Genomic DNA, 13,331 nt, shown 5'->3' with positions numbered 1-13,331 from the left:
AATCTTCAGGTAGTGGGTTAACGCCCGCGCTTCCACAGGTACCCACCCACGGCCATCCCCATCACGCACAGGACAGCCACGTAGTAAGCAGGACCCATCGGGCTTTCCTTCATCAGCAGCGACACCGCCAAGGGTGTCAGGCCACCGAACACGGCATAAGCGACGTTGTAGGAGAACGACAAACCACTGAAACGCACCACTGGCGGGAACGCTTTCACCATGACATAGGGCACCACACCGATGGTGCCTACAAACAGGCCGGTCAAGGCGTACAACGGGAACAGCCAATCCGGGTGAGCCACCAGGCTGTGATAGAGCGTCCAGGACGTTGCCAGCAACAGCGCGCAACCGATGATCAGCACCCGCCCGGCACCGAATCGGTCGGCCAGGGCCCCGGAGGCAATACACCCCAGGCTCAGGGTGACGATGGCCAGGCTATTGGCCTGCAGCGCCACCGTAGGGCTGAAGTGGTAGACCGTTTGCAGCACGGTCGGCGTCATCAGGATCACAACGACCACACCGGCCGAAAGCAACCAGGTCAGCAACATCGACAACACGATGGCACCACGGTGGTCACGCAGCACCGCGCGCAATGGCAGCTCGGCCGCCAGGGTCTTGCGCTGTTGCATCTCGGCGAAGATCGGGGTTTCGTGCAGCCAGCGACGCAGGTACACCGACAGCAAGCCAAACACACCACCCAGCAGGAACGGAATCCGCCAGGCGTAATCCGACACCTGCTCCGGGGTGTAGAGCGTGTTGATGGCAGTGGCCACCAGCGAACCCAACAGGATGCCGGCCGTCAGGCCGCTGGTCAGGGTGCCACAGGCATAGCCAATATGACGCGGCGGCACATGCTCGGAAACGAACACCCACGCGCCTGGTACTTCACCGCCAATCGCCGCGCCCTGGATCACGCGCATCAGCAGCAACAGGATCGGCGCCCACAGGCCGATCTGCGCATAGGTCGGCAGCAGGCCCATGATCAGGGTCGGCACGGCCATCATGAAGATGCTCAGGGTGAACATCTTCTTGCGCCCCAGCAGGTCGCCGAAGTGCGCCATGATGATCCCGCCCAACGGCCGCGCCAGGTAGCCGGCGGCGAAAATGCCGAAGGTCTGCATCATGCGCAGCCATTCGGGCATCTCGGCAGGGAAAAACAGTTTCCCGACCACTGTGGCGAAAAACACGAAAATGATGAAGTCGTAGAACTCCAGCGCCCCGCCCAAGGCAGACAGCGACAGGGTTTTGTAGTCGTTGCGGGTCAGCGGGCGCGAAGGTTGCGCACTGCTTGCGGGCACGGAGGACATGGCAAGGCTTCTCTTATAGTAGTCAGGACGGCAAGCCCGGGACTTGCGGCAGGTTTGGCAAGATAGCAAATCGCTTGAAAAAGCACAGCGTCGGGCCGTTAACAGTTCAGATAAGCGAAATATTCCCGTCGCAGAACTGCAATTAACATGAGCAGGAGCACAGTTGCCGGAAAAAGCCGCGATACAGCTTCTATTTACCGACCAAATGAGCGACGGGAGGTCGTCGTGGCGCCGACGGCTCGATATACTCGCCCATTGCAAGCGCCAGACCCGCATCCTTGAGGGGCTGCTGTGCCAAAACGCCGTTGGTGTCCTCCAGCCGATTTGGCAGAGTTTCCCTTTAGTACGCCTTACGAGAAACGCATCGAGCGGTGTATGTTGGTGCTGAAACGTTTTTCCAGAAGACGGCTATCCACTTGAAATACCCATAAAGCGTCACGGGTCAGAGGCACCGGCATGATCGAACTCGAACAAGAAGATCCTATCCCGCAAGGCGATCTCGCCCTGCAAATCACTGCACTCCCGCGTGAAACCAACGGTTTCGGCGACATCTTCGGCGGCTGGCTGGTCGCGCAGATGGACCTGGCCGGCACAGCCATGGCGAGCAAGGTTGCCGGTGGCCGCGTCGCGACCGTCGCGATTGATCGCATGGCATTCCTGGTGCCAGTGGCCGTCGGCGCGCAGTTGTCCTTCTATACCCAGGCCCTGGAAATCGGCCGCAGCTCGATCCAGATGATGGTCGAAGTGTGGAGCGACGACCCGCTGTCCAGTGAATGGCGCAAAGTCACCGAGGCTGTGTTTGTGTTCGTTGCCATCGATGGCAGCGGTCGCACCCGGTCGGTTCCGTCGCGGGCGCGTTAAACATCGCGACGTTTTGACGGTCCATTGCCCCATTGTCTGCCATTGAGAGCGCGCGCCTATGTCTACGCCCAACGTTGAAACCGTAAAACTGGATGAGCTGAACGCTTGGCGCATCCGCCATAACGGGGCCGAATTGGTGGTCGCCCAGCAAGGCGCGCACATCGTCAGTTACCAGCGCACCGGCGAGAAGCCGCTGATCTGGCCCAATGACGCCGTGGTATTCAAGAAAGGCAAAGGCATTCGTACCGGCGTGCCGGTGTGCTGGCCGTGGTTTGGCGTGTTCGACCGCAATCCGCAAAGCGTCAAGGCCATGTACCAGGGCGACGAGCCGGCTGGGGCGCATGGTTTCGTACGGACCGCCGACTGGACGTTGGCTGGCGTGGAAGCTGAAGGCGCAGCGTTGCGGGTTGAACTGGAACTGCCGGTGGCTGAAGGTGGCTTCCCGGGTTGGCCGCATCTAGTTGACCTGAAGATGAGCCTCCTGCTGGATGATCAACTGCACATCCGCCTGACCAGCCACAACCGTGGCACCGAGACCGTCAGCCTCAGCCAGGCGCTGCACAGTTATTTTGCGGTCAGTGATGTGCGCAACGTGCAGGTCGACGGCCTGGACGGGCGAGCCTATATCGACACCGCCGACGGCTGGAGCCACAAGCAGCAATCCGGGCTTCTGCACTTCACCGCCGAGACCGACCGCATCTACCTCGACACGCCAGCGCAACTGAACATTGTCGATAAAGACTGGCAGCGCCGCGTTCAACTCACCAGCACAGGTTCGCGCTCGACGGTGATCTGGAACCCGTGGACTGAACGTGCCAAGGCTTTCAGCGACATGGCCGACGATGGCTGGCAGGGCATGCTGTGCATCGAGACCGCGAACGCGCTGGACGATGTGGTGACGCTGGCGCCGGGTGAAAGCCATACCTTGGGCGTGAGCATCGCCGGTATTGCCCTGTAAACCCAATCAAAAATGTGGGAGCGGGCTTGCTCGCGAATGCGGTTTTCCAGTTAGTGTATGTGCTGACTGACACACCGCTTTCGCGAGCAAGCCCGCTCCCAAATTAGGTTCTGCGTCAGATCAGAGATCCGACTCTTTAACCGCCCGCACTTTCCCCGCATCCAGCGCATACGCCGCATCGGCCAGGTCATTGTTGACCTTCTCCACCTTCAGCGTGCCCGTCACCCACAGCGGCGTGTAGATGTCATCCAGCTTCAAACCCTTGGGATAACGCACCAGCACTAACTGGTTGGGCGGCGGTGGCGGCACGTGGATGCAGGCGCCCGGGTAAGGCACCAGGAAGAACAGCGTGCTGCGGCCCTTCGCGTCGGTTTCCAGTGGCACGGGGTAGCCGCCGATGCGGATGTTCTTGCCGTTCATGGCAGCCACGGTCTTGGTGGAATACATCACCGCCGGCAAGCCCTTGCTCTGCTTCAGGCCACCCTTTGCGGTGAACGTGCCTTGGGCTTCCGGGGAGTTGTGGTCGATTTCCGGCATTTCTTCGAGGGCTTTCTGGTCCGACTTGGGCATCAGTTCCAGCCAGTCGGTTTCCGGCAGTTCGCCTGCGTGGGCCAACCCGGTGCATAGAAGAAGGGATAACAGGAGACGGCGCATGGAGAAGCTCGGCAAGGATTACAGTGCCGGCATTCTAGCCCTCTGCGCCTGCGCAGCGCAGAGGGCTTGGTCGCTAAATTACTTCTTTTTCAGCAAACCGTAGATCACCAGCAACACCACGGCACCCACCAGCGCACCAATGAAGCCTGCACCTTGGCCAGCCTGATAGATGCCCAGTGCCTGGCCACCATAGGTAGCAACCAGCGAACCGGCGATACCCAGCAGGATGGTCATGATCCAGCCCATGCTGTCGTCGCCTGGTTTCAGGAAACGCGCCAGCAGGCCGACGATCAAACCGATAAAGATGGTTCCAATGATACCCATGGCATTTCCCTCTGATTGAAGTGAGCTAAGTCAAAGCCTAGTCAGACTTTGGCTTCCTGCAATCAGAGGGTGGCGGGTACCAATGGTTCCCGCCCGGCCTTGGGTTATTGCTCAGCGATCAGCGCTTCGACCTTGAGGATCTGCGCTTGCAGCGTCGCGCGGTCCTTGCAGCGCAGGTTGGCGTGGCCGACCTTGCGCCCGGCCTTGAACGCCTTGCCGTAGTGATGCAGATGGCAGTCATCAATCGCGATCACGCGATCAACCGGCGGCACCACGCCGATGAAGTTGAGCATGGCGCTCTCGCCGACCTTGGCCGTGGAGCCCAAGGGCAAGCCCGCCACCGCCCGCAGGTGGTTTTCGAACTGGCTGCACTCGGCGCCTTCGGTGGTCCAGTGCCCGGAGTTGTGCACGCGCGGGGCGATTTCGTTGGCCTTGAGGCCTCCGTCGACTTCAAAGAACTCGAACGCCATCACGCCGACGTAATCCAGTTGCTTGAGCACACGGCTCGAATAATCTTCGGCCAGGGCTTGCAGCGGGTGGTCGGTGCTGGCCACGGACAGCTTGAGGATGCCGCTGTCGTGGGTGTTGTGTACCAGCGGGTAGAAGCGGGTTTCGCCATCCCGGGCACGCACGGCGATCAGCGAGACTTCGCCGGTGAACGGCACGAAGCCTTCCAGCAGGCAGGCGACGCTGCCCAGTTCGGCGAAGGTACCGACCACGTCGGCGGCGGTGCGCAGGACTTTCTGGCCCTTGCCGTCGTAACCCAGGGTGCGAGTCTTCAGCACGGCCGGCAGGCCGATGGAGGCGACTGCGGCGTCCAGGTCAGCCTGGGACTGGATGTCGGCGAAGGCCGGCGTCGGGATGCCCAGGTCCTTGAACATGCTCTTCTCGAACCAGCGGTCACGAGCGATGCGCAAGGCTTCGGCGCTCGGGTACACCGGCACGAACTGCGACAGGAAGGCTACGGTTTCAGCCGGGACACTTTCGAACTCGAAGGTCACCAGGTCGACTTCATCGGCCAGTTGGCGCAGGTGATCCGGGTCGCTGTAATCAGCCCGCAGATGTTCACCCAACGCAGCCGCACAGGCGTCCGGCGCCGGGTCCAGGAAAGCGAAGTTCATCCCCAGCGGCGTACCCGCCAGGGCCAGCATGCGGCCCAGTTGGCCGCCACCGATTACACCGATTTTCATCGTCAACAACCTCAGGCAATGCGTGGGTCTGGATTGTCCAGGACGCTGTCTGTCTGTTCAGCACGGAATTTTTTCAGCACCGCGTGGAACTGCGGGTGCTTGGCCCCGAGGATGCTGGCGGACAGCAAGGCTGCGTTGATCGCGCCGGCCTTGCCGATCGCCAGGGTGGCCACCGGAATACCGGCGGGCATCTGCACGATGGACAACAGCGAATCCACGCCCGAGAGCATCGACGACTGCACCGGAACGCCAAGTACTGGCAGGTGAGTCTTGGCGGCACACATGCCTGGCAAGTGAGCTGCACCGCCGGCACCGGCGATAATCACCTCGATGCCACGGGACTCTGCTTCATCGGCATACTGGAAGAGCAAATCCGGAGTGCGGTGGGCGGAAACCACCTTCACTTCATAGGGAATGCCGAGTTTTTCCAGCATATCGGCGGTGTGGCTAAGGGTGGACCAATCGGACTTGGAGCCCATGATCACGCCAACCAATGCACTCATCGTCGTGCCTCTTCTCTCTGGGCGCCCGCAGGCGCGTCAAAAAACAACAAGCCACGCGGGAAATCCGGCGTGGCTTGTTGTACGAATTAAGGCCGGTTGGACCGGCCGAAGGCCGCGCAGTATACCGTAATAACGCAGATAAACAGCCCCTTGGGTGACCATCTGTCTTACAGGTCAAACCGGCGGTTTTATTGACTTACAAGTCAGCGACAAGATCGAGGCGATGGGTCTTGGCGATGGCCTCGATCATTACCTTTGAGACGCCTGCCTCTGCAGCGATAGAAGGCCATTGCTGCACAGCTTCATGGACCTCCCGAATGATCTGCTTGGCCTTCAATCCCTTGATCTGCCTTCCCACAGTGAGGAGGTCATCCACCACAAAATTGTCACGCTTGCCGTTGATGCTCATCTGATGGCTATCGACCCAGAAGTTTCCAGGCAGGTAGGACCACGTTACGTCATAGGCTGGAGACAAGTACCAAGTGCCGTCGGTATCCAGCAAGAAACTGATGTTCTTGGTATGGTCATCCTGGTTTCGAGCGATAACGTTGAACACCATCCGCCTGAAAAACTGTTCTGCCTCACTACGGCCCAGTTTCAGCACCCTGAATACGCTCAGCGCCTCAGCGTAGGAATACTCTCCAGGCTTCTTATAGTCGGCATGATCCAACGCACATAGTGTCGCTGTATGGATTTTTTCACCCTCATCAGTGCGATCGAATCGCCTGGTCATGAAATGAGCACGTCCGCCTTCTTGAAGCAGGCGACATTCGGTCATCACCACACCGGCTTGCCTGGCCATCAAGTAATACGCGTATTCGATCCGGCCATAACCTTGACTATCGGCAAGCACATCAGTGTTTTTTCCGACGTCAAACTTAAGGAGCCAGTAGCTATAACCCTTAGGAGCGATCACCTGCCCTGACCTGATGTGACCTTCGGCGTTGATCGCAATGATCGCCTTCGCACGCGCGCCACCGGCACTTGTGCCGACCTGAATCAAACGTTGCAATGCAGCGTCGTCGACAGTGGGGTCATTAGAGGTCAGGCGATCCTCCAGGCTCTCTCTTCCCGAGAGAACCTCCCCAGCCAACTGAACAAGTGCCGCGATCTCTACGACCTGGGCCTCGTTCGCCTCAGTGTTCATGGCCGGCCGATACTCAAGCGCGCCCATGCCCCGATTACCCTGGTAAAGAAGTCGATCCACTGGCGTGAACGAAAGCTTGTCACGGCCTTGCTGTGCTAACCACGCATTGATCAGCGCATTACCAAAGTCATCCGGGAGAGAGTCGGCAAAGATCGCAGGGAGCGCCTTATAGGTTTCCCGATTCAGGTTGGTGAATGCGTAGGTGTACCCCGCGCGGGCGGGCATATGAATGGGCGAGATTTCCAGACCCGTGGCCACGAACTCGGGGGAGAATTCGAACTCGCCAACTTCGGTTGCCTCATCCCAATTAAGCGCGCCGACGTATAAACCCCATAAGTAGATTTGTGCGATCACCAACTAATGTCCTTCTTGGTTGCGTCAGGCACGATGAGCTTTTTCTGGCCTGTTACTGCGGTCGCCGCCAATGGATCCTTGCGAGTGGTATAGGCCCGCTGGCGCTTCTTCCCGGCCATCTTCGCCATCTGGATGGGGCTTGAACGCACCTCCTCGACCAGAGAACTCAACCGATCCAATTCACCGATCACCCGCAGGACCGAAATGAGGTTGAGCAGGGTGCCCTTGCCCGCCATCAACTGACGTAATGTCGTACGCGAAATGCCTGCCTCTTCGGCGACGACTGCCTGACTGATGTTCTTTTTTACTCTCAAGGCTTCAAGGCGCAAACCAATTGCCTGTGCGATGGCTTGCTCACTCATCGTAGTCATTCGCATTTTGTATAGATTCCTGATCAATAGGCAGTATTTCACGGGATATTGATCAGTATTCTAGCCAATAATTGACTGAAAACTGATGCCATATAAAGTCATATCTTTTGGCTAGAAACATGATCAAAATATGACCTTATAGCCTATATTGATCAGAAAACTATCCAATTTATATCATCAAGCAAGGCCACGCTCTCCCACCGGTGTCTGCGCCGCACCACCTTCCAGCTTGCGCCACAGCAACCGCACGTTCGCCTTGCGCACCAAGGCACAGCGGTACAGCCGGATCTCCAGCGGCACATGCCATTGCGGGCCGCCGCACACCACCAGTTCGCCCCGGGCCAACTCGGCGCGCACGCTCAACTGCGGCACCCAGGCAATGCCCAGGCCTTCGAGGGCCATGCTTTTCAGGCTGTCGGCCATGGCAGTTTCATAAATCGTGGTGAAGCGCAGCGCCCGCTGGCGCAACAACAGGTTTACCGAGCGCCCCAGGAAAGCCCCGGCGCTGTAGGCCAGCAGCGGCACACTGCCCTCGCCTTCCAGGTCGAACAGCGGCTTTCCATCGGCATCGGAGGCGCACACTGGCAGCATCTCGGTGTTGCCCAGGTGCAGCGACGGGAAGATTTCCGGGTCCATCTGCATGGCCGCATCCGGGTCGTAGAACGCCAGCATCAAATCGCAACCGCCTTCGCGCAAGGCATGCACGGCGTCACCCACGTTGGTAGCAACCAACCGCGTGGCGATGTTCAGTCCTTCGTTGCGCAACTGCGCGATCCAACGTGGGAAGAAGCCCAACGCCAGGGAGTGCGCCGCGGCCACCTGCATGACTTCGCCCTGCCCGCCTTCCAAGTGATGCAAGTGCCGCAGCACTTCACCGAGTTGCTCGACCACGGTACGCGCGGTGACCAGGAACAACTGCCCCGCCGCCGTCAGTTCGACCGGCGTGCGCGAGCGATTAACCAGGGTCAGCCCCAGCGCGGCCTCCAGGCTGCGAATGCGTCGACTGAACGCCGGCTGGGTGACGAAGCGCCGCTCCGCCGCCTGGGAGAAGCTGCGGGTGGCAGCCAGGGCGCTAAAGTCTTCCAGCCATTTGCTTTCAAGGTTCATCACATCCTCCCGGGGCATGCACCATTTTGGCACACACGACCGTTATGGTAACGGGGTCACACCGACATTATGCCGTTTATGCATAGCCCAGTGTTTAACAGCATTGGCCCAAAATCTCCTGCAAGCCTAGCATTCACAGCGTTCCGGCCTAGCCCGGGTCCATATCGAGATGATTTCCGTCATGTCCTCCGCTGCATCTTTCCGCACAGAAAAAGACCTGCTTGGCGTACTCGAAGTACCCGCTCAAGCGTATTACGGCATCCAGACCCTGCGAGCGGTGAATAACTTCCGCCTCTCGGGCGTTCCGATTTCGCATTACCCGAAATTGGTGGTCGGCCTGGCAATGGTCAAGCAGGCAGCTGCTGACGCCAACCGCGAGCTGGGCCAGCTCAGCGAAGCCAAGCATGCTGCCATCAGCGAAGCCTGTGCCCGTCTGATCCGCGGCGATTTCCACGAAGAGTTCGTGGTGGACATGATTCAAGGCGGCGCTGGCACTTCAACCAACATGAATGCCAACGAAGTCATCGCCAACATCGCGCTGGAGGCCATGGGCCACAGCAAGGGCGAATACCAATACCTGCACCCCAACAACGACGTGAACATGGCGCAGTCGACCAACGACGCCTACCCGACCGCGATCCGCCTGGGTTTGCTGCTGGGCCACGACGCCTTGTTGGCCAGCCTCGACAGCCTGATCCAGGCGTTCGCTGCCAAAGGTGAAGAATTCAGCCACGTCCTGAAGATGGGCCGTACCCAGTTGCAAGACGCCGTGCCGATGACCCTCGGCCAGGAATTCCGTGCCTTCGCCACCACCCTCGGTGAAGACCTGGCTCGCCTGAAGACCCTGGCGCCTGAGCTGCTGACTGAAGTGAACCTGGGCGGCACCGCCATCGGTACCGGCATCAACGCCGACCCGCGTTACCAGGCCCTGGCCGTGCAACGCCTGGCCACCATCAGCGGCCAGCCGCTGGTACCGGCTGCCGACCTGATCGAAGCCACCTCCGACATGGGCGCCTTCGTACTGTTCTCCGGCATGCTCAAGCGTACCGCGGTGAAGCTGTCGAAGATCTGCAACGACCTGCGCCTGCTGTCCAGCGGCCCACGCACCGGCATCAACGAAATCAACCTGCCAGCGCGTCAGCCAGGCAGCTCGATCATGCCCGGCAAGGTCAACCCGGTCATCCCGGAAGCCGTGAACCAGGTAGCGTTCCAGATCATCGGTAACGACTTGGCACTGACCATCGCGGCCGAAGGCGGCCAGCTGCAACTGAACGTGATGGAGCCGCTGATCGCCTACAAGATCTTCGACTCGATCCGCTTGCTGCAACGCGCCATGGATATGCTGCGCGAGCACTGCATCGTCGGCATCACCGCCAACGAAGCCCGCTGCCGCGAACTGGTGGAACACTCCATCGGCCTGGTCACCGCGCTGAACCCGTACATCGGCTATGAAAACGCCACCCGCATCGCCCGCATCGCCCTTGAAAGCGGCCGCGGCGTGCTGGAACTGGTGCGCGAAGAAGGCTTGCTCGACGACGCCATGCTCGACGACATCCTGCGCCCCGAAAACATGATCGCTCCACGTTTGGTCCCGTTGAAGGCCTAAGCGTTTGTTGCACCGCTCACCAGGTTGAGGGACTAGACACCTCTCACCTTTTGAGGGCCTGAAGGCTCGTTCTTCAGGCCCTTTTTTTTTGCTTGTAGGAGCGAGCTTGCTCGCGAAAAACGCAAGGAGACCGCAATCATCCAGACAGCCAAGATCACCGTTAACGACCTTCGCGAGCAAGCTCGCTCCTACAAACCTTTAATCGCCTCGTGCAGACGGATCACACACTCCTAGGTATAGTGCCGCCCCTCTTCGCGTCAGCGGTCGTCGGTAACGAGACCCTGGTAAGCGCGAAACCGCATGAATAACAACACCCGCAAAAGGATTGGGGTCGAAGCGTCGTGCACTGCCTGGTGCCGAGCGATGCGTCGGACCGTCCTGCGTTTGCCATTAGAAAAATCAGCGAGGAACACTCCATGCTAGAAGTCATCAACGACTTCCTCTCAGGGAAAGTATTGATCGTGCTCATTGTCGGGCTCGGTGGTTACTTCACGATCCGCTCGCGTTTCGTTCAGTTGCGTCACTTTTTCCACATGTTTTCGGTATTTCGCGACAGCCTGAAAAGCAGCGCCGGCCAGCTCAGCTCGTTCCAGGCGCTGATGCTCAGCCTCGCCGGGCGCGTGGGTGCCGGCAACATCGCAGGCGTCGGCATTGCCGTGACCCTGGGTGGCCCGGGCGCCGTATTCTGGATGTGGGTCACCGCACTGGTGGGCATGTCCTCGAGCTTTATCGAGTGCTCCCTCGGCCAGCTCTACAAACGCACCGACGCTGAAGGCACCTACCGTGGTGGCCCGGCGTATTACATCCAGCATGGCCTGCACAAGCGCTGGTTGGGCATGGTGATGGCGTTCCTGCTGCTGGTGACCTTCGGTTTCGCCTTCAACGGTCTGCAAGCCCACGCCGTAACCCACTCGCTGAACAACGCGTTTGGCCTCGACACCACCTACACCGGCCTGGCCCTGGCTGTGCTGCTGGGCTTGGTGTTCATTGGCGGGATCAAGCGTATCGCCTCGATCGCCGACCTGCTGGTGCCGGTCAAGACCCTGGTCTACATCGCCGTGACCCTGTACGTGATCGTGCTGCAATTCGACCACGTACCGGCCATGCTCGCGACCATCGTCAAGAGCGCCTTCGGCCTCGATCAGGCCTTCGGTGGCCTGGTGGGTAGCGCGATCATCATGGGCGTGAAACGCGGCGTGTTCGCCAACGAAGCCGGCCTGGGCAGTGCGCCTAACGTGGCGGCAGTCGCGTCGGTAGAGCACCCGATCGCCCAAGGCGTGGTGCAAGCGTTCAGCGTGTTCCTCGACACCTTTGTGATCTGCACCTGCACCGCGTTGCTGATCCTGCTCTCCGGCTTCTACACCCCTGGCTTTGAAGGCGACGGCATTGCCCTGACCCAGAACTCCCTCGCGGCAGTGGTCGGTGACTGGGGCCGGATGTTCATCTCGGTGGCCTTGGCGTTGTTCGTGTTCACCTCGATCATGTACAACTACTACCTCGGCGAGAGCAACCTGCGCTTCATCGTGGGCGACAATCGCAAGGTGTTGATGGGCTACCGTGCGCTGGTGCTGGTGCTGATTTTCTGGGGTTCCATCGAGAACCTCGGCACCGTGTTCGCTTTCGCCGACATCACCATGACCATGCTCGCGTTCGTCAACCTGTTTGCCCTGGCGTTCCTGTTCAAGATCGCCATGCGTATCCTGAATGACTACGACGGCCAGCGTGCTGCGGGCATCAAGACGCCCGTGTTTGATTCCAGCAAGTTCCCGGACCTGGACCTGGACCGCAAGGCCTGGCCGGCGAACCCGGTGAAGGCTGAGCCAACCGCTCAAGCATCGGTTGAACTGAGCACTCAAACGCAACGCTAAACCTAGATAGATGACACGCCGCCCGGCCTTGGGCATGCTCTGGGCCCGGCGGCGTTTTTCGTTCAGGAGATTCTTCAATGCAACCAGCCAACAACGTCATGGTGCTCTACACCGGCGGCACCATCGGCATGCAGGCCAGCGCAAACGGCCTGGCCCCCGCTTCGGGTTTTGAAGCGCGAATGAGCGAAGCCCTCGCCCAACTGAATATGCCAGCCTGGCGCTTCCGGGAAATGTCCCCGCTGATCGACAGCGCCAACATGACCCCCGCCTACTGGCAGCGCCTGCGCGCCGCCGTGATTGAGGCGGTGGACGAGGGCTGCGACGCCGTACTGGTGCTGCACGGCACCGACACCCTGGCCTACAGCGCGGCCGCCATGAGTTTCCAACTGCTGGGCCTGCCCGCACCGGTGCTGTTCACCGGCTCGATGCTGCCTGCCGGCGTGCCCGACAGCGATGCCTGGGAAAACGTCAGCGGTGCGTTGGCAGCCTTGGGCGAAGGCCTGGCGCCGGGCGTGCAACTGTACTTCCACGGTGCACTGATGGCCCCGACCCGTTGCGCGAAAATCCGCAGTTTTGGTCGCCATCCGTTTGCCGCGTTACGGCGTAATGGCGGCGTGGCCAAGGCCGAACTGGTGCCAGCAGCGCTGCATTACCGCCAGGCCAAGGCGCTGGCCAATGTGGGCGTGCTGCCACTGGTGCCGGGCATCGCCGCCGCGCAATTGGACGGGTTGATCGACAGTGGCATCCAGGCGCTGGTGCTGGAATGCTTCGGCAGCGGCACCGGGCCGAGCGACAACCCGCAGTTCCTCGCCAGCCTCCAGCGCGCGCAGGATAACGGCGTGGTGGTGGTGGCAATTACCCAATGCCATGAAGGCGGCGTGGAGCTGGATGTGTACGAAGCCGGTAGCCGCTTGCGTGGCGTGGGCGTGTTGTCAGGTGGCGGGATGACCCGGGAAGCCGTGTTCGGCAAGCTCAATGCCTTGATCGGCGCCGGGCTGGACACCGCCGAAGTCCGCCGCCTTGTCGAACTCGACCTGTGCGGCGAACTGAGCTGACCGGCATATAACTTGCTCCTCTTCCA

At 60.2% G+C, this 13,331-nt stretch carries 13 protein-coding genes; 5 read left to right on the top strand and 8 right to left on the bottom strand.

Going from position 1 to position 13,331, the window contains the following annotated elements:
- Positions 1-17: 17 nt before the first annotated feature.
- On the bottom strand, positions 18-1,307 hold the full coding sequence (locus HBJ59_RS14625) for an MFS transporter (protein WP_167663975.1): 1,290 nt from the start codon (positions 1,305-1,307) through the stop codon (positions 18-20).
- A 456-nt stretch (positions 1,308-1,763) separates the two neighbouring features.
- On the opposite strand from HBJ59_RS14625, the gene HBJ59_RS14620 reads away from it, so the two are divergent.
- Both HBJ59_RS14620 and HBJ59_RS14615 read left to right on the top strand, forming a co-directional pair.
- Entirely contained in the window at positions 1,764-2,168 is a 405-nt protein-coding gene (locus HBJ59_RS14620) for an acyl-CoA thioesterase (protein WP_003176975.1), read from the top strand.
- A 58-nt stretch (positions 2,169-2,226) separates the two neighbouring features.
- Positions 2,227-3,126 (top strand): D-hexose-6-phosphate mutarotase, encoded by a 900-nt coding sequence (locus HBJ59_RS14615; protein ID WP_167663974.1) that lies wholly within the window; start codon positions 2,227-2,229, stop codon positions 3,124-3,126.
- A 120-nt stretch (positions 3,127-3,246) separates the two neighbouring features.
- Here the strand turns inward: HBJ59_RS14615 and HBJ59_RS14610 are convergent, their stop codons facing one another.
- From HBJ59_RS14610 to HBJ59_RS14580, 7 genes are all read right to left on the bottom strand, one after another.
- On the bottom strand, positions 3,247-3,780 hold the full coding sequence (locus HBJ59_RS14610) for a DUF3299 domain-containing protein (RefSeq protein ID WP_023659290.1): 534 nt from the start codon (positions 3,778-3,780) through the stop codon (positions 3,247-3,249).
- Positions 3,781-3,858: 78 nt separating this feature from the next.
- A complete protein-coding gene (locus HBJ59_RS14605; protein ID WP_003213408.1) occupies positions 3,859-4,104 on the bottom strand; it encodes a GlsB/YeaQ/YmgE family stress response membrane protein in 246 nt (81 codons plus the stop codon).
- Between the two features lie 104 nt (positions 4,105-4,208).
- Entirely contained in the window at positions 4,209-5,294 is a 1,086-nt protein-coding gene (locus HBJ59_RS14600) for a 5-(carboxyamino)imidazole ribonucleotide synthase (RefSeq protein WP_017476761.1), read from the bottom strand.
- A gap of 11 nt (positions 5,295-5,305) precedes the next feature.
- A complete protein-coding gene (purE, locus tag HBJ59_RS14595; RefSeq protein ID WP_003195648.1) occupies positions 5,306-5,797 on the bottom strand; it encodes a 5-(carboxyamino)imidazole ribonucleotide mutase in 492 nt (163 codons plus the stop codon).
- A gap of 196 nt (positions 5,798-5,993) precedes the next feature.
- Positions 5,994-7,298, bottom strand: coding sequence for a type II toxin-antitoxin system HipA family toxin (locus HBJ59_RS14590; RefSeq protein WP_167663973.1), 1,305 nt, complete (start codon positions 7,296-7,298; stop codon positions 5,994-5,996).
- Entirely contained in the window at positions 7,295-7,660 is a 366-nt protein-coding gene (locus HBJ59_RS14585; protein ID WP_256670837.1) for a helix-turn-helix domain-containing protein, read from the bottom strand. The genes HBJ59_RS14590 and HBJ59_RS14585 overlap by 4 nt, the downstream gene beginning before the upstream one ends.
- 186 nt (positions 7,661-7,846) lie before the next feature.
- Positions 7,847-8,776 (bottom strand): LysR substrate-binding domain-containing protein, encoded by a 930-nt coding sequence (locus HBJ59_RS14580; protein WP_167663972.1) that lies wholly within the window; start codon positions 8,774-8,776, stop codon positions 7,847-7,849.
- Positions 8,777-8,957: 181 nt separating this feature from the next.
- Between HBJ59_RS14580 and aspA the strand changes: the two genes are divergently transcribed.
- The 3 genes from aspA to HBJ59_RS14565 all read left to right on the top strand — a co-directional run bounded on the left by aspA (position 8,958) and on the right by HBJ59_RS14565 (position 13,305).
- The gene (gene aspA / locus HBJ59_RS14575) at positions 8,958-10,382 is read left to right on the top strand and encodes an aspartate ammonia-lyase (RefSeq protein ID WP_003213415.1); all 1,425 of its coding nucleotides are present in this window, start codon (positions 8,958-8,960) and stop codon (positions 10,380-10,382) included.
- 416 nt (positions 10,383-10,798) lie between these two features.
- Positions 10,799-12,250, top strand: a complete 1,452-nt coding sequence (locus HBJ59_RS14570; protein ID WP_167663971.1) for a sodium:alanine symporter family protein — start codon at positions 10,799-10,801, stop codon at positions 12,248-12,250.
- A gap of 77 nt (positions 12,251-12,327) precedes the next feature.
- Complete coding sequence (locus HBJ59_RS14565; RefSeq protein ID WP_167663970.1) at positions 12,328-13,305, top strand: asparaginase; 978 nt, start codon at positions 12,328-12,330, stop codon at positions 13,303-13,305.
- The last annotated feature ends 26 nt before the right edge of the window (positions 13,306-13,331 follow it).

It is taken from the genome of Pseudomonas sp. AN3A02, from assembly GCF_011765255.1.
In the GTDB taxonomy this organism is placed as follows: domain Bacteria; phylum Pseudomonadota; class Gammaproteobacteria; order Pseudomonadales; family Pseudomonadaceae; genus Aquipseudomonas.
Note: the sequence above shows the minus strand (reverse complement) of the source record. Positions and strands in the feature narration are given on the sequence as shown.